Below are 25,919 nucleotides of genomic sequence, written 5' to 3' on the forward strand. Positions count from 1 at the left end.
AACGGAGCGTGTCCTCATTCTGGCACTTCACGCGGCGTGCTGGATCCGGATCGGACTGCTGGAGCAAGACCGAACACGAGTTTCGACTCCCGCCTCGCGCTACAGCCCCAGCTCGTCGAGTCGCGATTCAAAGCGCAGTTGCACGTCCTCCGGATCGGCGTCAGCAGTCTCCGTCCAAATCGCATCGAGCTCGCGCTGCACCTCAGCAGGCAGTGCGGCAAATTTCGAGTCCCACTGTGCAATCGGGGTCCAATACCCCACGACTTTGAAGTGCGTCACCGGCAGCTCGAGTTCACGCCGCAGATACTTCCGCGCGTCGCGCAGCGCGATCGTCTCGCCTGCGACCCAGATATAGCCCTCCCCAAGCGGCAGCCGATCGTCGACCACGCTCCGCACGATCTGTCCGAGCGCGCTCGGTCCGTGCCCGTTGCCGCCCCGCACCCAGGTCACCTCGATGTGCGGGCCGGCAGGAAGCTCGATCTGATCCTTCTCGGACGCCACTTCGATGACGGCGCGAGTGCGGATAGTCTCCGGCACATCCGCCAAGATCCTGGCGATGGCCGGGAGCCCGGTGAGGTCAGAGACGAGCACCTGCCAAGAGGTCTCTGGGTGTGGCGCGTACAGGCCGGTCGGGGCGTTGAGACCCAGCACATGCCCGGGCCGCGCGGCGGCGGCCCAGGGACCTGCGACCCCCGAGCTGTGCACCACGAAGTCGATGTCGAGCTCACCGCGCTCCTGGCGGACCCCGCTGATCGTGTAGGTGCGCATGGGGGCGTCAGGGGCGCCCTCGGGCGTGGACCACCAGTCTCCATCGGGGATCGGGAGCGAAACGTCGGTTGGATCATCTCCGTGCGGAAAGAACACGCGCACGTATTCGTCGCCAATCCCCGTGCTCAGGTACTCGGCCACTCCTGCTCCGCCGAGTGTGACGCGCACCAGCGATGGGGTCAGCTGGTCGGTGTGGGTGACAATGCCGCGGTAGATACTCACGGGGTCTCCGTTTCTGTCGGGGGTTCTGGCGGGGACACTGCCGAACCATCAGTCGTGGGGTCTGGGTGTTGAGCGCGCCAGAATGCGCGATAGGGACCGGCGTCCGCCAGCAGTTCGGCGTGCGCACCGCGCTGCACGATGCCACCGTCTGCACAGACGAGAATTTGATCTGCGCTCGCGGCGTGGTGCAGCTGGTGTGCGATCAGCACAGTGGTGCGTCCGGCCCGCAGCGCAGTCACAGCGCTGTCAACGGCTGGCCGGTGTTGTAACCCGATATCAGCAGTCGCCTCGTCGAGGATCACGACAGCCGGATCCGCAAGCAGCGCACGTGCGACGGCGAGCTGCTGGATCTGCCCGTCATCGAGGTCGAGCGCAGCGGCGTGCCCGGCGTCCGCGAGCGCGGCTACCGCCCAGTGAGCTCCTGCATCAGTGAGCACCCTGACCAGCTCGGCGTCACTCGCGTGCGGGGCGACGAGCCTCATGTTGTCTGCGATGCCCCCGCGGAACAGGTGAATCTCCTGGGACAGCGAGTAGGGGACAGCGATCGGATCGATCCGTATGGTGCCAGCGGTCGGGGTGTCATGCCCCGCGATGATCCGCGCGAGTGTGCTCTTTCCGGATCCCGACGCTCCGACAAGCGCCGTTGTCGTGCCGGGGGAAACATCGAATGACACCCCATCGACGCCCCGCTCGGTACCCGGGTAATGAAATGTGATCTCCCGCAATTCGATCTTGGGCTGCTGGCGGTCAGGCCCTGCAGGCGTGACGGCCAGCGGGATCGGAGACGTGGCAGCAAGGTCGATGACTCCGACGAGGCGCGCGAGGCCGATCGTGGCCCGCTGCACATCGTCCAGTCCGAAAATAAGTTGGCCGATGGGACCGAACAGGCGGTGGAACACAAGCGCAGCGGTGGTGACCGCACCGATCGTGATCGCTTCGTACGAGTGCAGCGCGAAACCAGTGCCCAGGAGTGCGATCAGCCCAGCTGCCTCACCGCCGTTGATGGCGAGGAACAGGCGATTGCGCAGCTTCACCCCGGTGATCTGGACCCTGATCGATTCGTCCGCGCGCTGCGCAACCAGCGCGAGCGCGTGTTCCTGCTCATTGAGTGCGGTGAGTGTTTCGTGCCCCTCGACTGCTTCGATGACGGCCTGGCTGCGAGCCGCCTCCCGCTCGCGAACTTCGCGGAACACCACACGGGAACGGCGCAAGAACACACGAGTGCCGAGGACGTAGCACGGCACACAGGCAAGCCCGGCCAGTGCGAGCCACGGGTTCAGCGCGGTCAGTGCGACGAGTGACACGGCAATGGCGAACGCTGCCGAAAGCAACGCGGGCACAACGTTCCCCCCAGCCTCCGACACCGCGTCGACATCGCCGGTGACGCGCGACAGGAGGTCGGCGCTCTCGCCATCGTCTACCCCGCGGGCGGGAAGCCGCATCGCAGCGGCGAATACCTCCTCGCGCAGGCCGGCCAGTATCTCCTGCACGAGACGCACGAGGATCCGGGTGCCCCAGAGCGTGACGAGTGCGGCGGCAATCGAGCCGGTCGCGACACTGAGCACCCAGAAACCGATGACGGAGATCCCGGCCCCGGCTGTGACCGCATCAACAATCCGCCCGAGACTGGCCGGCATGACCAGGCCGAGTGCCGCAGCTGCGAGGAACAACACCGCAACGCCGAGCACGCTGCCGCGGTGCTGGCGAGCGTGGCCGAGCACCGCGGCGCGCACGCTCGCACCGCTGGCAATGGGCAATGGCGCCGCTCCACCACTAGTGTGCACAGGAGTCCTCCCCGTGTCAGACCGTCCAATCTCGATCACGCGATCGCAGGCCGCAAGGAGCACCGGCGATGTCGTGATCACGATCATGGTGCCAACGTGCCTGGTGAGAGCAGCAGCGATGTGTGTCTCGGTGAGAGCGTCGACGGCCGATGTGGGTTCATCGAGCACGAGCACGCTCGCATCGGCGTGCAATCCGCGCGCGAGTCCGATGCGCTGGCGCTGGCCACCTGAGAGTCGCCTCCCTGCCTCCCCCACCGGCGCGTCCCAACCACCCATCTGCATCACGGTGTCGTGCAGCGCGGCCGCCACGATCGCATCGGTGTGCGGTTCGTGCGCCGCGCCGCGACCGCGGACGGATTCACGCAGTGTGCCGCTGCTGATGGCGTGCCGGTGCGGGAGCGCGACCACATGCCGACGATAGTCGAGCGGGTCGAGGTCGCTCGCGCGATGCTGCTCGCCGTCGATCCAGAGTGTTACTGCACCTGGCGTGGCTCCCGTTCGCATTCCGAGCATGCGGGAAAGCTCTCGCGCGGAGTCACTGCCCGCCGGGCGTACCCCGAGCAGTTCGCCGCGGCGCACCTCAACGTCATCGCTGCCGAAGCTGAAGCTGAGGATGACGTCGTGATCGCTCGCGGCGCCTGCGGGTCCGAACGACGCGTCCGACCCTGCGCCTGCGGGTCCGAACGACGCATCCGACCCTGCGCCTGCGCCTGTGCCGCGCGACGGCAAGAGATCCTCCGCATTGATCACCGTGGCGAGACGGCGTGCTGAAGCAAGCTTGTGGATCCAATTCGAGGGGAATGATCCGGCGAAGGCAAGGGATCCGCTGATGAACTGCGCGAGTCCGAGCACCGTGATCAGCTCACCGATCGAAATCTGACCTCCGGAGGCGAACCAGGCGGACGCACCAACGAGCCCGGTCGTGGTGAGCGCGGCGAGGATTGAGCTGACCGCTTCGTAGCCCGCGAGTGAGCGGCCAGCCGTTGTCGCAGCGGCCTTCGAACGTGCACTTGCTGCGATGTAGCGGTTCGTGGCCTCAGCGCGTGCGCCCATGCCGACCAGTACGCGGAAGCCACTCATGAAATCGGCTGCGACCGCGCCTGCCTCGGTTGCCGCGTGCTGCTCAGCCTGACCGCGGCGTTCCAGCGGGCTCGAGACCACGCGCATCACGAACATCATGAGCGCGGTGGCTGCGAAGACGGCAATTGTGGCGAGCGGAGAGATCACGAGCATCGCGAGTGCGGCCCCGGCGATCGAGGCAACCGTGGCGCACTGCTGTGCGACCGACCAGGCGACACCGGCGACGCGATAGGTGTCTGACGTCACGAAGGTGAGCGCCTCGCCTGAGGTGAGCCGCATCCGCGAAAGCTGTGGACGCAGGATCCTGGACAGGGTCAGGTGACGCAACGCTTGCTCTCCGTAGCCGTAGACCGACACCATCACCCGAGATGCCAGCTGATAGCTCGTCGTCAGCACGGTGAAAGTGCCCAGCAGCACGGCGAGCCAAAGCGCGAGCGCGAGCGGATCGGCTGGCAGCACGGCGCGGTCGATGGTGAGGCCGATGAGCACGGGGATCGCCGCTTCCGCGAGCGCATGCACCATCAGCAGCACCGTCGCCGCGGTCAGTGCACGTCCGCGTCCGGCACCTGCGAGCGCGATCCCGAACAGCTGCGCCGGGGTGCGCGTCACGGGGTGCGCCCTTCTGCCTTCCGCCGACCAAGCGGGAGCACGAGCGGTGTGCCGGTCACCGGGTCAGTGATCACTGTGCAGGGGAGGTCATACACGTGCTCAACAAGCTCCGCGGTAATGATCTCTCGGGGGTCGCCCTGCGCCACGATCTCACCGTCGCGCATCGCGACCAGGTGGGTGGCGTAGCGGGCAGCGTGGTTCAGGTCGTGCAGCACGGCAACAAGTGTGGTTCCGTCGCGGTGCAGATCGGCAAATAGCTCCAGCAGATCGATCTGGTGCGCGATGTCGAGGAACGTGGTTGGTTCATCGAGCAGCAGGTGGCCTGTCTGCTGCGCGAGCGCCATCGCGACCCAGACGCGCTGGCGCTGGCCACCAGAAAGCTCTTCGACGAGTCGCTTTGAGAGATCGGTGGTGCCCGTGGCCGCCAGTGCCTCAGCGACGGCGATCTCGTCGGCGCGACTCCATGTGCGCATTGCGTTCTGATGCGGGAATCTCCCGCGTCCGACCAGATCAGCGACCGTGATGCCGTCGGGCGCGAGCGATGATTGCGGCAGCAATCCCAGCTCGCGCGCCACTTCTTTCGGTTTCCGCCCGCGCAGGTCAGTTCCGTTGAGCAGCACCGCACCGGTGCTCGGCTTCAGCAACCGAGCGAAGCCGCGCAGCAGCGTCGATTTCCCGCACGCGTTCGGGCCGATAATGATGGTGAACGAGCCGTCTGGCACCTTGAGCGACAGCTCTGAAATGATCGGGGTATCCCCGTAGCCAAGAGTGATATCGCGGGCGAGCAGCGAGGTGGTCACGAGTGTTCCTTTCATGCGCGGCGCGCGTACTGTGCGGCGAGCAGCCAGGCGAGATACAGGCCACCTACTGAGACGGTGACGACGCCGACCGGCACCATGAGCAGCTGAGCGGCTGCGTCTGAGACGACCACGAGGGCTGCACCGGTGAGCATCACCGGGAAGATACCCATCGGAGTGTTTGAGCGGGTGAGCCGCTGACTGATCTGCGGTGCAGCGAGGGCGATAAAGGAAATGGGGCCGGCGGCCGCCGCAACAAGCGCGATCAGCGCGACACCGAGCACGACCGCAACGAAGCGGGTGCGGCCAGCGTTGATCCCGAGCGCGATCGCCGCATCGTCGCCCATCTCCAGCACGGGGAGTCGCCGATTCAGCGGAACCGTGAGGAGCAAGATGCACGCGAAGACCGTTGCTGCGGGCACAAGCTGATCGAAGCCGAGCGACGCAATGGAGCCGGCGCCCCAAGTCGCGGCCATCATCGCTTTCTCGACGCTCACCGAGATCAGGATCCAGGAGGTGAGCGAACCGAGCCCCGCCGAGACGCCGATGCCGACGATAATCAGACGGAATGCGGAGGTGCCGCCCTTGGTGGCGAGTGCGTAGACGATCAGCGCGGTGAGCAGACCCCCCACGAGGGCTCCCGCCGCCTTGAACATGTACGTGTTGAGATTCAGCACGATCATCACGAGCGTCACGCCGAACTGCGCGCCAATCCCGAAGCCGATGATGTCCGGAGAGCCGAGCGGGTTCCTGGTGATGGATTGGAAGATCCCACCGGAAAGTGCGAGCGCCGCACCGCAGAGCATTGCGAACAGCACACGCGGGAGGCGCCAGTCGAACACCACCTGGCGGGTGTTTGGATCGGAGGCCGGATCGACAATCGCGCGGAGCACCGCGTCGAAGCTCACTTCGTACGCGCCGATCGTGAGCGACGCGAGCCCTGCGCCGAGAATCACGAGCACCAGTGCGACACACACCAGCACGGTGCGAAGCGGAGCGCGACCGGCAAAGCGACGCGATTCAAAGCCGACGTAGCGGCGCCCGAAGTCGACGGCGGGCACTGGCGCGGTCACAGTGCACTCGCCTGTTTGCGGCGCACCAGCGCGACGAGTACGGGAGCGCCGAGCAAGCCGGTGACAATGCCGACCCGCAACTCCCCGTTCGGGAGAGCAATACGACCGATGACGTCGGCAAGCACCAGGAAAATGGGACCAACAATCATGGAGTATGCGAGGACCCAGCGCTGATCTGGACCGGTGAACCAGCGCACCACGTGCGGCACCATGATGCCGACGAACGCGATGGGGCCGGCGGCCGCAACGCTCGTACCTGCGAGTAGCGTCACAGCAACGATCACGAGGATGCGCGTGACGGCGACGCGAGCGCCGAGCGCCTGGGCGAGGTCGTCACCGAGGGCGAGCGCGTTGAGCGAGCGTGCACACATGAGTCCGAGCACCAGGCCGGCAAGGATGAGGGGCAGCGCCCAAGTGAGCTGATCGATCGTGCGCCCACCCACGGAGCCCACGCCCCAAAAACGCATCACCTGCAGCGTGCTGTGATTCTGCAAGACGATCGCAGTGGTAAACCCGGTGAACGCTGCCCCGAGGGCCACACCGGCCAGCGTCAGCTTCATCGGGGTCGCTCCGGCTGAGCCGAAGGATCCGAGCGCATAGACGAGGACCGTCAAGACAAGCGCGCCACACAGCGCAAATGGCACGTATGCTCCCGGTGCGGTGAGGCCCAGCACGCCAACGGCGAAGGTCACGGCAAACGAGGCCCCGGCATTCACTCCAAGGATTCCTGGATCCGCCAGTGGGTTGCGGGTGAACGCCTGAATCAGTGCGCCGCAGACCGCAAGCGCTGCGCCGACGAGGATGGCGAACACGGTGCGCGGAACACGGAGCTCTTGCACCATCACGTGGAGGGGGTTCGTCTCGTCAGTAGCTGTGAGTGCAGCGAACACTGTCGCGGGGTCAATGGCCCGGTGTCCCACGCCAAGAGAGAGCAGCGTCGCGAGGACCAGCAGGGCCCCCGCGACGAGCAATCCGATCAGTCTTCTGGTCACTTGCCTGCGATGGTCGGTTCGCCCTGCAGCGCTGCTGCGAGATCGTCGACATACTCAGGAAGGATGTATTTCAGCGAGAGCACTGTTGGCGCGCTGATGGCTGAGGCCTTCGCATCGTCGGCGTAGATCACGTAGGAGTTCTTCGCGACCGGATTCCAGTTGGCGATCACCTTGTTCGATACGGTGTACTCGCCCTCGGCAGCGCTGGCCCCCCAGGCGGCGAAGAGGTCAGCTTGCACGTCCGGCAGCTTTTCGAGACTCACGCCGGTGTACCAGTTGTCGCCCTCTGCGGTCGCAAGGAAATCGTCCATCGCAGACGTTGAAGTGAAGCCGAGCGCCTCGGTGATGCGCACGCGGGGATCGTACTCGAGGTAGACGCCCAGCTCGGTGCCCCCCTCATTCAGGGTGAGACCCCAGACAAAGGTCTTGTCCGTGAATTCGGGGTGTTCCGCCGCCAATGAATCGACGAGTTCGTCGGTCTCCTCGACAAGCTCGGCGGCCTTGTCGTCTTCCCACATGGCCTTGCCGATTGTGGTGGTCATTTCTTCCCACGTGCCCGGGTTCCACGGACCAGTGATGTACGGCACCGTCGGGGCGATCTCGCTCAGGCGTTCGTATTCAACGTCCGTGATTCCGGAGTAGAGTCCGAGGATCAGGTCCGGCTTGAGCGCCATAATTGCTTCGTAGTTCGGGCCTTCTTCTGCATAGGGAATAATTTCGGGAGTCTCGCCGTATTCCTGGGTGACGAAGTCTTCGAACCAGGGCTGGTAGCCGCTCTCGCCAGCACCCCAGACCTCTTCGATGCCGACCGGGTTCGTGCCGAGCGCCGCGACGACGTCGGGCGACATCCATCCGAGGGCGACGATCCGCTGGGGCTTCTCCGGGATCGTGGTCGAGCCGTGTGCGTGCTTGATCACGACGGCGTCGGCGCCCGGCTGCACAGCAGCGGAGTCTCCGCCGCCGGTGGAGCAGCCAGTGATGGTGAGGATCGCGGCGACAGCAACTGCAACGAGTGCTGATGCTCGCCTCGCTCGGGGGCGCGCATGGGTGAGCGACATGGTTCTCCTTACGAGAATGGGACGGTGGTCGCGACACCGCGACCCGGGGGGGGTAGGTGAGATCCCGCACAGGCCCGTGCCGGTGTCGAAAGCACACCGCCACGCAGTCATCTGATGTAGGAAAGGGTCACCTAACAGATCGATCGTAGATCCGGAACCCAGCTCGTGGTGTCGCGAAACAGACGAGTTGTGTCGCGAACTCGACACCCGGTCGCGCTAGCGCCAGTACGAGCGCTGCGCGGAGTCCGATCGCACTCGCGTCACGTGCTGGCGCGGGCTCACCCCAAAGCGCTCCTTGAACGCCGCGGAGAACGCACTCGTCGTTGCGTACCCGGAGCGATGAGCCGCCGCACCGATCGGCGTCCCGTCAGTGATCAGGCGTGCGGCATAGCTCATCCGCACCCCCGTGCGCCACTGCCGGAAATTCATGCCCACCTCGGAGTTGAACACCCTGAGCACGGTGCGCTCATGCAGGCCGTGCGCGGCGAAAAGCTCGCGCGCAGTGCGCCCCTCCCCCGGATCCGCAAGCACCGTCTCCACAAGAGTGCGCACCCGTTCATCGCCAGGCAATGGCACATCACCCCACTGCTCCACCACTTCCGGAGATGACACCTGGAGCATCTCGATCAGCACACTCTGAATCCGAATCCGAAGCGCCGTATCCATGTCGTTGATACCCAGGTGCAGCAGCATTTCCTGGACGGCGCGGGGCACCACGACTCGGGTCACGTCGGTGAGCGAAGCCTGAAGTGCCGCGTCAGGCACGTAGGTATAGCACCCGACAGAGTCACGTTCGTGGCGCGCAGTGTGGGGCACGCCGGCCGGGATCCACACGCCCTGCCCGGGCGTCAGGCCCAGCACTGCATCCTGAAGGTGCACAGCGACTGCACCGCGATAACACCAGGCAAGCATCGCCTCTGGGTGACTGTGCGGCGGCGAGATCGGGCGCACACTCGCCTCGTCACCGGAAACCACCCCGGTCCCCATGAGGTATGGCTCGCGCACTGCGGAGGGGTATGCCCCGCTCGCGGCCCAGTCGGCCTCCTGGTACAGATTCATCAGATGAATAGCGTAGCAGTGGTCTGGAGCGGGCCCTACGGGCTTCACGGGCTCCTCATCACACCCCCAGCCCCACTGCGGGACCCGAGCGCGCGCAGACTCACGCAGCTTGCGCGCCGACATATTCGGAAATGCGTGTTTGGTTGATACCCCCCAGGGGTATAACGTATACCCCAGTCGGGTATCCGACGCGTCCCACTCAGGAGGAATCCCATGTCCACCCCTCAGCCCATATCCGCCGCGAAGCGATGGCTCGGCCTCGTGCTCATCGCGACGGCGCAATTCGTTGTCATCATGGACACGTCGATCATCGGCGTCGCTCTTCCCGACATCCAACGCGAACTCGGCTTCACGCCCGAGTCGTTGTCTTGGGTGTTCAACGCCTACGTGGTGACATTCGGAGGGCTGCTGCTCCTCGGCGGTCGGCTTTCTGATCTGTTTGGCGCGCGCAAGATCTTCGCCCTCGGGTGGGTGATCCTCATCGCCGGCTCGTTGATGGCCGGTGCCGCTTCGACGGTCGGCCTCGAGATCGCGGGCCGCGTGGTGCAGGGTGCCGGATCCGCATTGATCGCGCCGGCCGCACTCACGCTGCTCATGATGCTGTTCGGAGGCACGTCCGACCTCCCGAAGGCGTTCGCCGTGTACGGCGCTGCCGCTCCAATCGGCGGCAGCGCCGGTGTCTTCCTTGGCGGCGTGCTGACCGAGTACGTGAGCTGGCCGTGGGTGTTCTATGTGACGGTGCCGATCGCACTGTTCGTGCTCGCGTTCACCGCGACCGCGCTCCCCCGCACTCCACGGAAGGCAGCCGGTTCGATCGACATCGGCGGCGCGCTCACGGTAACACTCGGCCTTGCGGCAATTGTTTACGCCGTGGTCAATGCGCCGGAGGTCGGGTGGCTCACCGCGCAGACCCTTGGCGTGAGTGCGGGAGGCGTTGCGCTGCTCATCGTGTTCTTCATCATTCAAGCGCGCAGCAAGAACCCGCTGCTGCGACTCGGACTGCTTCGCGCCCCGCTGCTCGCAGCGGCGAACAACGCGCAACTGATGCTCGGGGCCGCGTGGGTATCGATGTGGTTCTTCCTGAATCTGTACCTCCAGCAGGTGCTCGGGGCGAGTGCGTTCGCCGCTGGCGCCGCCCTGCTGCCTATGACCGGACTCGTGGTGATCATCATGATCGCTGTCGCCCCGCGCCTGCAGGCACGATTCGGCGCGAAGGCCCTGATCGTGAGCGGGCTACTTATTCTGGCCGCTGGCCTCCTGTGGCTCTCGTTCGTACGGCCGGACGGCAGCTACGCCGTTGACGTGCTGCCCGCCTCTCTGCTCGCGGCGCTCGGGATGTCGCTCGCGTTCGTGCCGTCGCTCGGCACCGCGATCAATGCGGCGCCGCCTGCCGAGACCGGCGTCGCGTCCGGCCTCGTGAGCACGAGTTACCAGATCGGCTCGGCGCTCGGCCTCGCCGTGCTCACCGCGATCGTGTACGGCGTCTCTGGTGCGGCTCCCTCGGCTGTGGAACTCACGCAGGGCTACTCGGCCGCCTTCATCGGCGCCAGCGCACTCGCACTCATCGGCGCGGTGATCACGGCAGTCGCAATGCGCACGCCCAGCCCAGCACCGGCGCCAGCAGAGACGCCCATCTCGGCGTAGTTCGCGAGGAGTGCGCGGTGCGTCCACCCAGGGCCCCGTGCGCCCCCGTGCACGCACGAGCGCACGAGCGCACCACCAGGAACCCAGACGGCTGTTTCGAGAAAGAATGAGGCAGCCGTCTGGGATCTCTCGATTCCAGGGCGCGATTGCCGGGCGCGATTCCCGGGCGCGATTCCCGGGCGCGATTCTGGGGGACGTGCGCACGGGGTGCGGTGCGCACGGGGTGCGGGCGGGATACCGGCGAGGTAGGCTGGGGCGTATGGGTACGCTGATTCACTAGTTCGGGACATCGCGTCGAGTTCGCTCCGCGATGGGTCCTCAGCACCGGGCGGCGCTCCGCCGCGTCCGCGAGGTTCCCGTACACCTGTGCGCCAGCTGCGCACGAGCCGCGATTGCAGGGCTGATTCGCCCGCGCTCGCGGAGAGGAGTCATCCGATGACCCGCACATCTCACCCACAGTCCACCCCAGCACCAGCCCGATCCCCCAGCCACCGAGCCTGTATGATTCGCAGCGGCACCGTGCGCTTCGCTGACCGCACTGTCCTCAGCGATCTCTCCCTGACCGTCGGGCCCACCGACCGCATAGCGGTACTCGGCGACAACGCCGCGGGTAAATCCACGCTCCTCGGAGTGCTCGCCGGGACGATTCCGCTCTCCATGGGCGAGCGTAACGTCGTGCTCCCTGGCGGTCTCGCACTCGCCGAGCAACGACCGGAGTTCGCCGCAGGAGCCACGGTGGCTGAAGCTATTGATCAGGTCCTGCACGAGATCCGCGCGCTGGAGGCCGCGATAGTTGAGATCACCGACCGTCTCACCACTGCCCTGCCCGCTGAGCAGCCACGGCTACTCGAAGCACTCGCCACCGCGGTGGATCGCCGCGATGCCCGTGGCGGCGAAGCCGTCGAACATCAGCTCGACATCGCGCTTGAACAGCTCTCGCTGGGGCGGCTCACCCGCAGTCGCCGGGTGGATACGCTCTCTGGCGGCGAGCGGGCCAGGCTCGCTTTGGCCGCAGCACTCACCTCAGGCGCAGAGCTGCTGCTGCTCGATGAACCGACAAACGACCTCGACGACGCCGGAATCACCTGGCTCGAACAGCGACTCGCACAGCACCGCGGCGCTGTGGTCGCAGTGACCCACGACCGAGCGTTCCTCGACCACTTCGCCGCTGACATCGTCAGCCTCGCCTGCGGCGGGCTGCGGCGCACGGGCAACGGCTACGCCGGATATCTCACCGCGCGCGAGTCAGAACAGCGCCGGATCGCCGCGGCACACGAGACGTGGCTTCAGGACTTGGCACGCAGTGAGGACCTCGTCTCGGGCAATGCGTTTCGCCTCGCGGCGATCCCGCGCAAGCAGGAGAAATCAGGCTTCGGCCACGGAGCGTTCCGTGCGCGCAACCGCGATCACGGCGCGATGAGCCGGATCCGGCAGGCCAAGCAGCAGATCACTCAGCTGCGCGCGAATCCCGCACCGCCGCCGCGCGAACCACTGCGCTTCGCGCCTGAATTCACGGGGGCTCAGCCAGGTGCAGACGCCATGATCGTGCCGGAGCACGAGAGCGAGGAGGCTCCACTGCTCATCCGCGCGAAAGGCCTCCGGCTCGGGATGAACGGCGGCCCGCGCCAGGAGCTCCGCGAGCTGGAATTGCGCGCAGGAGAACGATGGTTGATCTCCGGCCCAAATGGGGCAGGCAAGACGACGCTCCTGCGCACGCTCGCAGGGGAGATCCACCCGGCCCGTGGCGATGTCTGGCGCCGATCCGAGCTGCGAATCGCGTGGCTGCGACAGGAGCTCGCGGCAGCAGGCGAACTCTCACTGTGTGAATCCTTCGCGACTCAGACACAGCAGCATCTCGTCGACGCTGCGGAGCGGCTGTTCACGCTGGGGCTCTTCCCTCCGGAAGACTTCGAGCGGCGGGTGGGCACACTCTCCACCGGCCAGCGGCGGCGCCTCGAACTGGCCGTGGCAGTGGCCGCCCCCTGTGACGTACTCTTTCTGGACGAGCCGACGAACCATCTTGCGCCGGATCTCGTTGAGGAGTTGGAGCGAGCGCTGCAGGACTTCCCCGGACTCGTGGTCACGGTCACCCACGACCGGCGCTGGCGCGAGCACTCGGCTGCAGCAGGGCCGATCCACCAGCTCGAACTTCCCTAGCCCAAGCCCCGCACGAAACCCAAGACCCCGCCGAGTGCACAGTATTTGCACTCAACCAGCTGGAAGAAATGCAAGTTCTGTGCACTCGGCGGGGTCCGTGCGCGGACCGGGGCTCTGCCCGGATTACGCCATGTTGGCCGCGTACTTCGCAGGATCCGAGTCGAATGCCGGGCCGCAGCCTGCGCAGCAGAAGTAGTAGCGTTCACCCTCGAAGTCACGGAACAGGCCCGCGGCGACAGCCGTAGCCTTGGTGACCGCCGATCCCACCATGACGGGGCAGGTGGTCATCTCGGCACTGTCGTCGGCGAGCAAGTTCTTCGATCCAGCAGTCACAGCTGCCGGGTTCGCGGCTGAAGGAGCTGAGGCGGTGCTGCAGCAGCTCGCGCCTGCCTGGGTTCCGGTTGTCATGAGTGGGTATTCCCTTCAATGGTGCATGGTCGAGAGTGAGGTGACGTTGGAGTGCCTGCGTGCTACAGCTGCGCGACAGACTTGAAGCCGCGCAGCCGCAGGCTATTGCCGACCACGAACACGCTGGAGAGCGCCATGGCGGCACCTGCGAGCATGGGGTTGAGCATCCCGAGCGCCGCGACGGGGATCGCCGCCACGTTGTAGGCAAAAGCCCAGAACAGGTTCGTCTTGATCGTGCCGAGCGTCTTGCGTGAGAGCCGGATTGCGTCGACCGCGCTGCGCAGATCGCCGCGCACGAGCGTGATGTCGGAGGCCTCAATGGCCACGTCGGCTCCGGTGCCCATCGCGAGCCCGAGGTCGGCCTGCGCGAGCGCTGGTGCGTCGTTGACGCCGTCACCGATCATCGCAACGACTTTGCCCTCGGCCTGCAGGCGCTTCACCACGTCGACCTTGTCCTTCGGCAATACCTCAGCGATGACTTCGTCGATCCCCACCTCCGCCGCGATGTGGCGCGCCACCGCAGCGTTGTCCCCGGTGAGGAGCACGGGGGTGAGCCCGAGTGCCGTGAGCTGCACAATGGCCTCGGCGCTGCTTGCCTTCACCGTGTCAGACACGATCAAGATCCCGCGCGCCTCCCCGTCCCAGCCAACGGCGACGACGGTCTTGCCCTCCCCCTCGGCGCGAGCCTTCGTGGCCACGAGTTCGGGACTCAGCTGTTGCGACCACTCGGCGAGCAGCGACTCGCGGCCGACCAGTACGGCGTGGCCGTCGACAACGCCCTGCACGCCCTTGCCTTCGATGTTCGCGAAGTCCTCCGGCACACGGAGTGTGCCAACCTCCTGTGTTGCGCCCTTCGCGATCGCCTGGGCGATCGGGTGCTCCGAGGCGTCTTCCAGCGCACCGGCGAGGCGCAGCAACTCAGCGCGATCGGTGCCCGGCTCAAGCACGACATCGACAAGCGTCATCTTTCCGGTGGTCACAGTGCCGGTCTTGTCGAGCACGACCGTGTCGACCTTGCGCGTGGATTCGAGCACTTCTGGCCCCTTGATGAGCACGCCCATCTGCGCACCGCGGCCCGTTCCGACAAGCAGCGCGGTCGGCGTCGCAAGGCCAAGGGCACACGGGCACGCAATCACGAGCACCGCGACAGCGGCGGTGAACGCCGCCGAGACGGGGAAGCCGGCACCGAGCCAACCACCCAGCGCTGCGGCGGCGATCACGATCACGATCGGCACAAAGACCCCGGAGATCCGATCCGCGAGCCGCTGCACTTCAGCCTTACCCGTCTGGGCGTCCTCGACAAGCTTCGCCATCTGCGCGAGCTGGGTGTCCGATCCGATCCGCGTGGCGCGGACCACCAGGCGCCCACCAGCGTTCGTGGTCGCGCCGGTGACGGTATCCCCTTCGGCGACCTCGACCGGAATCGACTCCCCCGTAAGCATTGAAGCGTCAACCGCCGAGGTGCCCGAGATCACAATGCCGTCTGTGGCGATTTTCTCACCTGGGCGCACGACGAACTCGTCGCCCACGCTCAGATCCTCAACCGGGATCTTGGTCTCTACCCCGCCGCGGAGCACCGCGACCTCTTTCGCACCGAGCTCCAGCAGAGCGCGCAGCGCGGCCCCCGCCTGCTTCTTCGAGCGCTTCTCGAAGTAGCGGCCGGCGAGGATAAACATGGTGACGCCCGCGCCCACCTCGAGGTAGATGTTGGCGGCGCCGTCGGACGGCGCAAGCGCGAACTCGAACGGGTGTGTCATACCGGGCACCCCGGCAGTTCCGAAGAACAGCGCGTAGAGCGACCACAGGAACGCCGCCGATGTTCCCATCGAAATCAGTGTGTCCATCGTGGCGGCGCCGTGCTTGAGGTTGACCCACGCAGCCTGGTGGAACGGCCACGCACCCCAGAGGATGACCGGGGCCGCGAGGGCAAGCGAAGCCCACTGCCAGTAAGTGAATTGGAGCGCGGGGATCATCGCCATCGCAATCACTGGAACGGTGAGAATGATCGACACAATCAGGCGTGTACGCAGCGAGGTCAGCTCCGGATCTGCGCCCTCGTCTGAGTCCGCTTCCGGCTTCCCGCGCTTCGGCTTCGGGAGCGCCGCCGTGTACCCGGTCTTCTCGACCTCGGCGATGAGCAACTCGGGATCGTAGCCAGCTGGCACTGTGACCTTGGCCTTCTCAGTCGCGTAGTTCACAGTTGCGGTGACGCCATCGAGCTTGTTGAGCTTCTTCTCGATCCGCATCGCACAGGAAGCACAGGTCATTCCGCCAATTTCGAGCTCGACGCCCGGGCCGGCGGTGGACGGTGCTGAGGTACTCATCTCATTCTTCCTGTTCTCTACGGTGTTCACAGCGTGATGGGTGTGCCGGATCAGTGCGCGTCGCCGTGTGACGCGTCCGGAGCCGCGCTGGGAGCCGCGTCTGGCGCAGCATGCGGGGCATCGAGCACGAACTCGGCGGTGTGTACCTTGCCGTCGACTTGGAAATCCAGGTACAGCAGGTAACGCCCCGCGGTGGGAGCTTCAGCGAAGAACACGATCTCTGGGCCAGCGGTCTGGCCGGGTGCCGGATCAGCGCCATCGGCGTGCACGTGGAGGAAGGCGAGATCGCCCTCGCGCAGTGCGACGAGGTGGCCGAAGGCGCCGAGGTACGGTTCGAGGCTTGTCACGGGCTCACCGCCGCGGCTGACAGAGATGACCAGCTCGCTGCTCGTGCCGGCCGCGAGTTCTCCGTCGAGGCTGACAGTGAAGCCATCGACCTCGGAGACAGCGGTCGGCTGTGGTGCGACGGGAGTGAAGTCGCCTGCAACCTGGACGATGCTGCTCAGCGTGAGCGCTGATCCAGCAGCCGAGGTGAAGTCGGTGAAGACGCGGTAACTGCCTGCTGCATCCCACTCCCACGGAGTCGTCCACGTGCCGGTGGCGTGGTCGAGCACCGGGTGCACGTGGCGGAACTCGCTGCCATCAGACCGCGCGACGATGAGGTGCAGCCCCTTCTCGTGCGCGGTCGTGAACTCGGTCACAGCGGCACCGCTGGCGTCTTGGATCTGGAAGCTGAGTTGGCCCTGCTCCCCCGTGCGCGCTGGCGCCGTCACGTCGGCGAGGACGAAGCCACCCGCGCTGATCGCGAGGCCGGGAAGCGCTGCGGGTGCGGCGGCGGGTGTCGATTCGTGTGCAGCCGCGCCACCTGATTCTGAGTGCTCCTGCATGTTGGCTTGCTCCGTCCAATTCGTTACGACGCTGTCCGGGACGAGTGCACCGGCGATTCCAAAGGCGCCGCCAAAGGCGACCACCAGCCCAGCTCCGTAGAGTCCGAGGCGCGCACCGGTATTCATGCGGCCAGCACCACCCGGGATCCTGCGACTACGTTGCTGTGCATGAGGTGCCCTCCGATCGCGCCTGTGTCCCCTCGTGGGGCGTACATCCGCAACTGTATACCCCCTAGGGGTATCTTGCAACTGCTGAACACACAGATGCGAACGACGCAGCGCATGCCATGCCCTGCGCCCATGCAACACAGATGCGACCCTCGCCGATAGTGACGAGGGTCGCATTCATCCCAGCAGGAACGCGAGGGCGCCGCCCCGCACGTCACGCTCAGCCGGCGTCGCCCTGCTTCGCGATATGGGCGTGCACCGCGCGCAGCCAGGTGAGTAGAAACTCTGCCAGCGACGGATCCGTCACCCGACCGTCTTCGGCAATGAGCCCGTCGACGGTGCGAACATAGGCCTCGGGTTGCATCATCGTCGGCGCATCAAGGAACGAGAGGATCAGGCGCAAATGCTGCTGAGCTGCTGCCGTTGCGAGCGCCCCAGCCGAGGTGCCGATGATCGCGGTGGGTGTGCCAGCGAAACTGTTCTGCCCCCACGGCCGGCTCGCCGTGTCCAGTGCGTTCTTGAGCACTCCGGGCACCGAGCGGTTGTACTCAGGTGACACGATCACCATTCCGTCCGCGCCTTCAATGGCACGTTTAAAGTCGGCAGCCTCAGCCGGAATCGAAGCATCGTGATCGGCCGAGTACAACGGCAGCCCAGCAATCGGGATCTCTGTGAGGGAGAGCTGAGCCTGCGGGGCAAGCTTCACGAGCGCCTGTGCGAGACGACGATTGATCGAGGTGGAGGAGATACTGCCGACCAGGAAGCCGACGTTATAGGAAGTCATGGAGCGAGAGTCCTTTCCGAATTCACAGCGAGTACCTTCAGTTCATTTCGGGCGCGAGCAAACCCGCGCCACTGGCCGACTCCCCCGCGCCTCCCAGCCGAGTCTCCACATGGACCACCGTGAGCACGACCTCGGCCACTGCACGCTCAGGCGCAGAGAGCAGCGCGAGCACCGCGGCGCTCGCGTCACGCATCGCGGAGACGGCACTTTCGGCCTCATGCACCCCGAGGGCAGCCTCGACGCGCAGCCCCTGGGCCGTGCGTTCGACATGCACGAGGGAGCTCGGATCTGCGAGGCCAGCGAGCGCCGCAGCCCCGGCCGCCACCGCACGGGCGGCTAACGAGCCGGGCCGGTAGACGGTGACCACCCCTGGCACGGCGCGCACTGTCTCCTCAATGCGTGCCGCAAGTGCAACGTCTGCCTGCGTATTCACTGGTCCTCCTCGAGAGCTCGTGGGAGCCATTGGATGTCTCGAATAGTGATGTCGATCCCCGAGATGTTCAGCTCGGTGTGCGTCGCAAGTCGCCCCGCAATCTCTGAGCGCAGCTGGGCGACCACCGCAGGGATGGGGATACCGTAGCGGACGCTCGCGTCGACGTTGATGCGCGTCGGAGCGCCGTGTGCGGTGACGTCGCCGTCAAGCCGGCACCCCCCGACCAATACGCCAGGCACGCGGGCCTCCGCAGCCCGGATCAGCCCCCGCACCGCTCCCTCCGTAATGCCGAGGTCAACCCCTGCGTCGGAAGCGGACACCGGCACACGCCTGCCAGCCCGAGCATCGAGTGCGATTCCGGCAAGCACCCCCTGCACCCAGCTTTCGTCCGCTGGAGCCTCAGCTGCGGTGTCGCGAGCGAGCAGATCGGCGCGAAATTCGCGCAGATTGGCCAGCGCGTCAAGCGCCAACTGGCAGCCAGGTGACGTCTCAATTGCGGGATCCGCTGGAGTACGTCCGGCATCAAGATATTCGGAAAGCTGCTCAAGAGTAAAGCCGTCCAAGCTATCCGGCTCAAACAGTGCCCCACGCAACTCGGGGAAACCGTGTGCCTCATTCATCGCCACTCCTCCATTCGAATCAGCAGGAACTTCCGGGCACGTGCAAGCAGTCCGCGCACCGTCGAAAGCGGCAGCTCTAACTCCTCAGCGATCTCGTCGTAGGAGTACTCGCCAATTTCGCGCAGCACCCAACAGGCGCGCTGCCCATCGGGAAGCTCCCGCAGCGCCGAGCTGAGCGCTGCGGTACCCATGCGGGCTTCCACGATCCGCGCAGGCGCGGCACGTTCGGCCGCCCGCGGCTCGATGTCATCGATATTCACCTGCGGACGCCCGGCCCGAATGCGATCGACCGATTTCCTGCCAGTAATGCGCATGAGCCACGGCTTCACCCGCGCCAGATCCTCCAGTTCGGGCAGCCGCTGCCACGCAGTGAGAAAGACATCCTGCAGCACATCGTCGATATCTGCAGTGCCCGGGAGGATTTGTCTGGCGTAAGCCCGCATCATCGGGGTGTACCTGCGCACCAGCACCGCAAACGCGGCGGTGTCGCCATCGGCGGCACGGCCAGCGACAATACTGTCGTCGGCCGTTGCCAATGCCTCATAAATCGGGTCACGGTACATACCCCGTCCCTTTCGCCGATGCTTCGTGATCGTCTGCCGCCATTGTTGCCGCTATTGCTGCACATTGCGAGCGCGGCACGTGCTGTGGGCCAGCAGATCGTTGCGCGCTACTGCACACGAGTGACCGATCGCCACCGGTCGAGCCAGCCGCGCCCAGCAAGGTGCACCACCACGGGCAGCTCAGCCCCGGTCAGTGCATCCCACTCGCGCACGGCGTCTTCCACCGCGTTGAGCACTCGCGGCAACTGCGCCCCCTGACGCATCGTGACCGTCAGTTTGATCGCTGGCTGTCGCTGCACACGGTAGCTGCTGGTGCTGGCAGCGAGGACGTCCGGGCGCTCGCGCAGCGTTCCCGCAATGACCGCGTCAGCAACACTGCGGTCGACTGTCGTGGCTCCGGTTTCAGACGTGGCCCGCATCACCGTGGCGGTGCGTCCCCCGCCCCGAGTCGCGATGAACACCACCAGCAAGATCACCACTATGGCAGCGGCACCGACCGCGATGAGCGCTGCCGTGGATCCCAGCTCCGTGTCTGCTTTTCCGGCGGCCCAGTCCGCGAGCATCGTGCGGGCGCTGTGCACCCACTCGGGAGCGCCGGGGAGTATCGTGCTCAATCGCTCGGGACCAGCACTGACAAGCACTGCCAGAGCACCGACGGCGGCGAGCGCGAGTCCCACCACGAGCAACAACACGCGGTTCACGATCCGGTTCGTTGAGTTCACGACACCACCCCACGTTCTGCGATCTTGACGCGCGCTGACGCCGCAAAGCCAGCATCGCTGAGTGCACCGAGCACATCCTTGCGGACCGCTTCCTCATCGATCTGCACGCCACTTGTCGGGGTGACCACTGCGGTGACCACCCGCTTCCCGGCGGTGACCGAGACTTGGGACATGGAGAGTCCGCTCGCGGCAGCAATTCTTGCCGCTGCGCTATCCGCCAATACCCCGTCGTCGAGCACGAGCCCGACTCGGTCCGTCGTGCGCGCGCGACGGCTGCGGCGCCCCGGTGCGATCGCGGCGAAGATGAGGAGCACCGCGAGCACCAGCAGACCAACGCCGATGCCAATCAGCACCCCTGGAAGGGGTCGAGCGGAGGCGACGGCTCCGAACGTCGCTGCGCGGAAGTCCTGATCCACCAGGCCCCAGACGATCACCACGATCGCCGCAGTCAACACGACAGCGAGCACTACAGCGACGCTCACGGCCGGGCCGGTACGCGCGGCATGTGTTTCCCGGCGCAGCACGCGCCGGTACACGGTGTCATTCACGCTCATGTGACCCTCCTTGTGGGCGCACGGTGCACCCCTGCAAAGCGCACGTCTACGGTGTCGACCACCCGCCCAGCGAGTTGATCCATCCCCTGGATCAGCGCCTCCCGCAACGCTGTCCCGTGATCACGCAGTGTCGTGTGTTCGGATCCGTTCAGAGTCACTGGGACCACCACGGTGGCCCGCAAAGCTCCGCCATTATCCGAGAGTGACACGGTCACCGCACGAGCGGGCACTCGGGCCGCGTCACGCACAATACCGAGGGCAAGGTGATGGAGCGCCCGCCCCGTCAGTACGGTGAGCCCGGGAGGGAGCGACGCACCAACCCCGGTCGGACTCTGGATCGTCATAGTGACGAACGCCTACCGCGGAAGACGTCGGCCAGCGCGCGGACATCGATCCGTCCATCGATCACCCGGCCGACTGTTGCGCCAATGAGCATCAGCACCGCAATGAGGACAGCCGCCCAGAACCCGAAGATGATCCAGGTCAGTCCGAGTACCGCGCCGACTGCGGCGCCGGTCGTTGCGCTGCTCACAGGACTCGCGCCTCCTGCGTCTGTGCAACCGCTGCGTCATCATCGTCCGACGGAATGTGCACGTCGTTGACCGTGACGTTGACCTCGGTCACTTCCATGCCCACCAGGTGCTGCATTGCGCGATAGATGGCGGCGCGCACTTCGCCAGCGACCTGCTGCAGCGCTGCCGGATATTCGGCCACGATCGTCACATCAACCGCCACCTGCTTCTCGCCGACTTCGACGCTGATGCCCTGTGACAGGTCAGTCGTGTTCAATACGTCTCGGATCGCGCCAACGACGCGAGCGGCTCCGCCACCCAGCGCATAGACGCCCGCCACCTCACGAGCGGCGATACCAGCGATTTTCGCGACGACACCGTCCTCAATCGTGGTCTTCCCGCCCAGCGCGGTCGGGTCCGTGGCTGCGGGCTGCGCGGTCTGTGCGGTCTGGATCTTGGGCTGAGGTGCGGCACTCGAAACATTCGCCATGAGGAACTCCTTTGTGTGTACACCGCACGCTGTGGTGCGGTGCCGCCGAAACCTTCGACACTACTGAGACGGGTGCCGCGGAGAATTCGTCACAAATACGTTGTGGAACCGGAAGTGTGGCTGACTTCAGCGGTGCACAGCCATGCAGTTGTGCAGCTATGCGACTGTTCAGCTGTGCGGCTATGCGACTATGCGGCTGTTCAGCTGTGCGGCTATGCGGCTGCGCACTGGTGCAACTGTGCAGCTGGCCGCACCGGCCCGTCGTCTTCTGGCGCGAAACCGTTCGAGTTCAATTACCCCATTCATGGCATCAGGACAAGGGGATACCGCCGCGTACTTCGGCACCCTACGGTAGTCGCACACCGTGATCCCCCACGAACGGACGCCGCAGACACCCAGACCCGGGTCCCGAGTTGACGAAGGGATGCATATGAGCAGTGAGCAGCCTCGCATGTTGGGTATCGAAGAAGAGTTTGTGCTCCTCGACGAAGAGGCCGGGACACCTGTTCCGGGGTCGGCCGCCGCACTCATCAACGAACTGACCACGCGGACTCCCGTCGAGCACGAGTTTCTGGATAGCCAGGTGGAGACCGCCACGCCACCGTGCTCCTCGGCTGCCGAGGCCGAGGATTCCCTCCGGAAGATGAGAACGCGCGCTTCGAAACTCGCCCAAGCACACGGACTCGTGCTCGCCGCGACAGGCACGCCTCCGCGCATGCCCGCCCACGCAGAGCGCGGCCATGTGACTCCGAATGAGCGATATCTTGCGATCGCGAGCGATGTGCGCAAAATCGCGCAGTCCCACTACATCAATGGTCTCCACGTTCACGTTTCGATTCACGACAGGGTGGAGGGGATCCGCGCACTCAACGGACTCGGACGCTGGGCACCGCTGCTCCTGGCGATGACAAGCAACTCTCCATTTTGGGATGGGGCGGACACTGGGTTCCAGAGTTGGCGGCATGTGATCGGGTGTGCCTGGCCGCTCAACACGTTCCCGGCGCACTTCACCTCGGCCGATGACTATGACATGCGCGTCGATCGCCTCTTGCGCTCCGGGCTGATCCTCGACCGCGGGCTCGTGAGCTGGACCGCGCGGCTCTCGTCCCGGTATCCCACGATTGAGTTGCGTGTGGCTGACGCGCAGCTCGCGCCGAGCCACTCGGTGGGGTTCGCGCTCATCGTCCGCGCGCTGGTCGACACGCTGAGTGCCGAGCCGGAGACACCGGGAGATCCGGCTGCCCTAGCTCCCCCAGCGCTGCTCGCCGAAGAGGTGAACCTGTCGATGTGGACGGCAGCGCGAGACGGGCTGCAGCGCGTGCTCGTCGACCCGCAGCCCTGCCAGGAGATCGCCTCCTCCGAGTGGATTGACGAGCTCTTCACTGTGATCGAACCGGCCCTTGCACGGACAGGAGACGCTGAGCAGGTTGGACAGTACCTGGATCATCTTCGTGTCGCTGGCACTCCGGCCGATGTTCAACGACGCACGTTCGAGCATGAGGGAATCCCCGGGCTGTCCAGACTCTACCGGGCGAGCCATCACGACGACGGGTGGTGAACGTCCCCGATTGGGCGGGAATGGTCTCACCACGCGCTGCGAACCGCTCCGCCACACACGCACGCGCTCGCATCAACTCCACCGCCCCACTCGCGATCCCACCACTACCACCAGAAGAAGAGGAGTACCGCACTATGCCACACAGCACGACCCCGCAGTTGAAAGATCCCGAACTCTACGATCGACTGCGCGCAGAGGGTGCCTCAGAGGAGAAAGCCGCCCGGATCTCGAATGCGGCGGCGCGCGAAGGACGGGGGACAGTTGGCCGACGCGGAGGGAACGCGGAAGACTACGAGGATCGCACCGTACGAGAGCTGAAACAGCGGGCCAAAGAACTCGGCCTCTCCAGGTACTCAAACGCGCGGAAAGCTGAGCTCATTCGCATGCTCCGCGAGCACTAGTGCCGCGGGCGCTGCACCCGCCGGCCGGTGCAGCGCCCGCGGCCCAGCGGACGGACGGGCAGTGTTTCCCGAGCCCCACGAATCAGACACCGGTCCGCTCTGACTGCCCCGAAGGAGGCCATGCACCAGCGTTCGAGGGACACCCAGCCCGGGTCCTCGGCCGGTGTGCGGAGGTCGACGTCAAGGCAACGGTGCCAAGGTGACGGTGTCGAGGCGACGGTGTTGACCGTCGATCGCAGCCTCACTGAGATCCGTGCCCGGTTCGTGGGGCTCCGTGAACTCGCCCGTATTCGGACCCGTGCCATGCCCGTGTCAGCGCCGGTGCCAGTGCCCGATCGGGCCGACCGGACGAGCTCGTGAGGATGCTCACCTCAGGTGTATGTGCTCCCTTACGAACACTGCCAGACCGCGCGCCACTTCTCGGCAAGTGTCGCGATGTTCTCATGCGCGTTCAGCCCGCTCGGCTGAGGCACGACCCAGAGGCCGGTCGATGCTGGCCAGCCAGACAACGCCTCGCTTGGCTGCTCGCCAAGCACCGCCTTCGGCTGCTGAAAAGCCACGCGATAGGCGGTGATTCCAGCGATCGCCACAGTGCGCGGACGGAGCTGTGCGACCCGCTCCACCAAGCGTTCAGCTCCCGTTCTGAGCTCATCCTTGGTGAGTTCGTCTGCGCGAACGGTCGCGCGACCCACGAGATTGGTGATGCCGATCTTCTGCTCAGCGAGATGACGCTCATCAGCGGCCTGCAGCCCGGCAGACGCATCAATGAGCCACTCGGTCAGTCCTGCTCGGTGCAACGCCGGCCAGAATCGGTTCCCCGGGCGCGCAAACGGGGCGTTGACCGCAGCGGTCCAGAGCCCCGGGTTTACCCCGACGATGAGCAATCGCATCTGGCCCGCTGCAGGGTCCGGGAGCACATCGTCGAGCGCGTCCGCGTTCGCACTCGCAAATCGCGGCAGGTCTTGGCGGGTGGGCTTGCGTCCACCCAGCGGTGACGGTCGACGTTCGGTCATCCGCAAAGCCTACTCTCGGTGCCTGACCCGTATTCTGGTGCACCAGGAGCACCTCCCGCGCACAACGATTGGATCCCGATGAGCTATTCCCCCGCACCCTCCCGCTACGACGAGATGCAGTACCGCAGGGTCGGCCATTCGGGTCTGAAGCTCCCGCTCATATCTCTCGGCCTGTGGCACAACTTTGGGGAAGACGTGCCCATGGATCGGCAGCGCGCGATCGTGCGCCGCGCGTTTGACCGCGGCGTGACGCATTTCGATCTCGCGAACAATTACGGGCCACCTCCCGGGTCCGCCGAGACCCATTTCGGGGAGATCTTGCGCAGTGACTTCGCGAAGCACCGCGATGAGCTCGTGGTTTCAACGAAGGCGGGCTGGGACATGTGGCCCGGGCCCTACGGTGGCGTAGGGGGCAGCCGCAAGTACCTCATCGCGAGCCTCGACCAGTCACTCAGCCGCCTCGGCCTTGACTACGTCGATATCTTCTACTCCCACCGCCCAGATCCGGAGACGCCGCTCGAGGAAACGCTGGGGGCTCTGGATCAGATCGTGCGCTCAGGCAAGGCGCTCTACGTCGGCATCTCGTCGTACAGCCCAGATGATGCGCGACGCGCGGCTGCCATTCTGAACGATCTCGGCACTCCGCTCCTGATTCACCAGCCGTCCTACTCGATGCTGAACCGCTGGATCGAAACTGAGGGGCTGCTCGATGTCGCGGCGGCAGAGGGATTCGGGGTGATCGGGTTCAGCGCACTCGCTCAGGGCCTCCTCACCGACACCTACCTAGCAGGCATCCCCAGCGGCTCGCGGGCCACCCAGGGCAAGTCACTTTCCGCCGAAATGCTGGACGATACGACGCTGGGCCATCTGCGTGCGCTCAACGAGATCGCCCAGTCGCGTGGCCAATCGCTTGCTCAGATGGCGTTGGCGTGGGCGCTTCGTGACGAGCGGATGACGTCGCTCGTGATTGGCGCGAGCCGTCCGGAGCAACTGGACGACAGCCTCGATGCGCTCAACACTCTCGCGTTCTCGGACGAAGAGCTCACCGCGATCGATCTGCATGCTGTCGATCGCGGCATCGACATCTGGCGCGGCGCTCGCACCAGTACCCAGCGGTAGCACGCGCAGCGCCCTCGCGCCCTCGCGCCCGCGAACGCCGCAGCCCGCCCCGTCTCCGAACACCCACCTGCGGTCGCTGCGACGACCCCGTTCCCTCCGGCGCGGCACTCCCCCACGCCT

Annotated in this window: 25 protein-coding genes; 5 read left to right on the plus strand and 20 right to left on the minus strand. The window is 65.8% G+C overall.

Annotated elements, in window-relative coordinates; translation table 11 throughout:
• Positions 1–99 precede the first annotated feature (99 nt).
• The 7 genes from K1X41_RS05195 to K1X41_RS05225 all read right to left on the minus strand — a co-directional run bounded on the left by K1X41_RS05195 (position 100) and on the right by K1X41_RS05225 (position 9,442).
• Complete coding sequence (locus K1X41_RS05195; protein WP_220175478.1) at positions 100–990, minus strand: siderophore-interacting protein; 891 nt, start codon at positions 988–990, stop codon at positions 100–102.
• Positions 987–4,463, minus strand: a complete 3,477-nt coding sequence (locus tag K1X41_RS05200; protein WP_220175479.1) for an ABC transporter transmembrane domain-containing protein — start codon at positions 4,461–4,463, stop codon at positions 987–989. Before K1X41_RS05200 ends, K1X41_RS05195 begins: the two co-directional genes overlap by 4 nt.
• Positions 4,460–5,278 (minus strand): ABC transporter ATP-binding protein, encoded by an 819-nt coding sequence (locus K1X41_RS05205; RefSeq protein WP_132204447.1) that lies wholly within the window; start codon positions 5,276–5,278, stop codon positions 4,460–4,462. Before K1X41_RS05205 ends, K1X41_RS05200 begins: the two co-directional genes overlap by 4 nt.
• The gene (locus K1X41_RS05210) at positions 5,275–6,333 is read right to left on the minus strand and encodes a FecCD family ABC transporter permease (protein WP_220175480.1); all 1,059 of its coding nucleotides are present in this window, start codon (positions 6,331–6,333) and stop codon (positions 5,275–5,277) included. The genes K1X41_RS05205 and K1X41_RS05210 overlap by 4 nt, the downstream gene beginning before the upstream one ends.
• Complete coding sequence (locus tag K1X41_RS05215; protein ID WP_133615912.1) at positions 6,330–7,325, minus strand: FecCD family ABC transporter permease; 996 nt, start codon at positions 7,323–7,325, stop codon at positions 6,330–6,332. Before K1X41_RS05215 ends, K1X41_RS05210 begins: the two co-directional genes overlap by 4 nt.
• Positions 7,322–8,383, minus strand: a complete 1,062-nt coding sequence (locus K1X41_RS05220) for an ABC transporter substrate-binding protein (RefSeq protein WP_220175481.1) — start codon at positions 8,381–8,383, stop codon at positions 7,322–7,324. Before K1X41_RS05220 ends, K1X41_RS05215 begins: the two co-directional genes overlap by 4 nt.
• 216 nt (positions 8,384–8,599) lie before the next feature.
• Complete coding sequence (locus tag K1X41_RS05225) at positions 8,600–9,442, minus strand: helix-turn-helix transcriptional regulator (RefSeq protein WP_133615911.1); 843 nt, start codon at positions 9,440–9,442, stop codon at positions 8,600–8,602.
• Between the two features lie 213 nt (positions 9,443–9,655).
• Between K1X41_RS05225 and K1X41_RS05230 the strand changes: the two genes are divergently transcribed.
• Together K1X41_RS05230 and K1X41_RS05235 are read left to right on the plus strand one after the other, a co-directional pair.
• Positions 9,656–11,086, plus strand: coding sequence for an MFS transporter (locus K1X41_RS05230; RefSeq protein WP_220175482.1), 1,431 nt, complete (start codon positions 9,656–9,658; stop codon positions 11,084–11,086).
• 501 nt (positions 11,087–11,587) lie between these two features.
• Positions 11,588–13,243: an ABC-F family ATP-binding cassette domain-containing protein gene (locus tag K1X41_RS05235; RefSeq protein WP_220175483.1), complete on the plus strand. Its 1,656-nt coding sequence runs from the start codon at positions 11,588–11,590 to the stop codon at positions 13,241–13,243.
• A 123-nt stretch (positions 13,244–13,366) separates the two neighbouring features.
• Here the strand turns inward: K1X41_RS05235 and K1X41_RS05240 are convergent, their stop codons facing one another.
• The 12 genes from K1X41_RS05240 to K1X41_RS05295 form a co-directional block, all read right to left on the minus strand.
• A complete protein-coding gene (locus K1X41_RS05240; protein WP_220175484.1) occupies positions 13,367–13,651 on the minus strand; it encodes a YHS domain-containing protein in 285 nt (94 codons plus the stop codon).
• Positions 13,652–13,713: 62 nt separating this feature from the next.
• Positions 13,714–15,975 carry a heavy metal translocating P-type ATPase gene (locus tag K1X41_RS05245; protein ID WP_220175485.1) on the minus strand — a complete coding sequence of 754 codons (2,262 nt, stop codon included), beginning with the start codon at positions 15,973–15,975 and terminating at the stop codon, positions 13,714–13,716.
• A 50-nt stretch (positions 15,976–16,025) separates the two neighbouring features.
• Complete coding sequence (locus K1X41_RS05250; RefSeq protein ID WP_220175486.1) at positions 16,026–16,988, minus strand: heavy-metal-associated domain-containing protein; 963 nt, start codon at positions 16,986–16,988, stop codon at positions 16,026–16,028.
• Between the two features lie 262 nt (positions 16,989–17,250).
• Entirely contained in the window at positions 17,251–17,814 is a 564-nt protein-coding gene (locus tag K1X41_RS05255) for an NADPH-dependent FMN reductase (protein ID WP_133615899.1), read from the minus strand.
• A 37-nt stretch (positions 17,815–17,851) separates the two neighbouring features.
• The gene (locus K1X41_RS05260) at positions 17,852–18,247 is read right to left on the minus strand and encodes a hypothetical protein (protein ID WP_133615897.1); all 396 of its coding nucleotides are present in this window, start codon (positions 18,245–18,247) and stop codon (positions 17,852–17,854) included.
• Complete coding sequence (locus K1X41_RS05265; protein WP_133615894.1) at positions 18,244–18,867, minus strand: Asp23/Gls24 family envelope stress response protein; 624 nt, start codon at positions 18,865–18,867, stop codon at positions 18,244–18,246. The genes K1X41_RS05260 and K1X41_RS05265 overlap by 4 nt, the downstream gene beginning before the upstream one ends.
• The gene (locus K1X41_RS05270; RefSeq protein ID WP_133615893.1) at positions 18,864–19,430 is read right to left on the minus strand and encodes an RNA polymerase sigma factor; all 567 of its coding nucleotides are present in this window, start codon (positions 19,428–19,430) and stop codon (positions 18,864–18,866) included. Before K1X41_RS05270 ends, K1X41_RS05265 begins: the two co-directional genes overlap by 4 nt.
• A gap of 107 nt (positions 19,431–19,537) precedes the next feature.
• Positions 19,538–20,152, minus strand: a complete 615-nt coding sequence (locus K1X41_RS05275; protein ID WP_220175487.1) for a hypothetical protein — start codon at positions 20,150–20,152, stop codon at positions 19,538–19,540.
• Positions 20,149–20,706 (minus strand): hypothetical protein, encoded by a 558-nt coding sequence (locus K1X41_RS05280; protein WP_220175488.1) that lies wholly within the window; start codon positions 20,704–20,706, stop codon positions 20,149–20,151. The genes K1X41_RS05275 and K1X41_RS05280 overlap by 4 nt, the downstream gene beginning before the upstream one ends.
• A complete protein-coding gene (locus tag K1X41_RS05285) occupies positions 20,703–21,050 on the minus strand; it encodes a hypothetical protein (protein WP_133615888.1) in 348 nt (115 codons plus the stop codon). Before K1X41_RS05285 ends, K1X41_RS05280 begins: the two co-directional genes overlap by 4 nt.
• Positions 21,047–21,238 carry a DUF2273 domain-containing protein gene (locus K1X41_RS05290; protein WP_132204415.1) on the minus strand — a complete coding sequence of 64 codons (192 nt, stop codon included), beginning with the start codon at positions 21,236–21,238 and terminating at the stop codon, positions 21,047–21,049. Before K1X41_RS05290 ends, K1X41_RS05285 begins: the two co-directional genes overlap by 4 nt.
• The gene (locus K1X41_RS05295) at positions 21,235–21,708 is read right to left on the minus strand and encodes an Asp23/Gls24 family envelope stress response protein (protein ID WP_132204413.1); all 474 of its coding nucleotides are present in this window, start codon (positions 21,706–21,708) and stop codon (positions 21,235–21,237) included. Before K1X41_RS05295 ends, K1X41_RS05290 begins: the two co-directional genes overlap by 4 nt.
• 430 nt (positions 21,709–22,138) lie before the next feature.
• Here K1X41_RS05295 and K1X41_RS05300 point away from each other — a divergent pair, with 430 nt between their 5' ends.
• Positions 22,139–23,266, plus strand: a complete 1,128-nt coding sequence (locus K1X41_RS05300) for a carboxylate-amine ligase (RefSeq protein WP_220175489.1) — start codon at positions 22,139–22,141, stop codon at positions 23,264–23,266.
• 134 nt (positions 23,267–23,400) lie between these two features.
• Positions 23,401–23,667, plus strand: coding sequence for a DUF7218 family protein (locus K1X41_RS05305; RefSeq protein WP_220175490.1), 267 nt, complete (start codon positions 23,401–23,403; stop codon positions 23,665–23,667).
• Positions 23,668–24,056: 389 nt separating this feature from the next.
• Here the strand turns inward: K1X41_RS05305 and K1X41_RS05310 are convergent, their stop codons facing one another.
• Entirely contained in the window at positions 24,057–24,680 is a 624-nt protein-coding gene (locus K1X41_RS05310; protein WP_220175491.1) for a mismatch-specific DNA-glycosylase, read from the minus strand.
• A gap of 78 nt (positions 24,681–24,758) precedes the next feature.
• On the opposite strand from K1X41_RS05310, the gene mgrA reads away from it, so the two are divergent.
• Positions 24,759–25,799, plus strand: coding sequence for an L-glyceraldehyde 3-phosphate reductase (gene mgrA, locus K1X41_RS05315; protein ID WP_220175492.1), 1,041 nt, complete (start codon positions 24,759–24,761; stop codon positions 25,797–25,799).
• Positions 25,800–25,919 lie beyond the last annotated feature (120 nt).

It is taken from the genome of Leucobacter luti (assembly GCF_019464495.1).
GTDB lineage: Bacteria > Actinomycetota > Actinomycetes > Actinomycetales > Microbacteriaceae > Leucobacter > Leucobacter luti_A.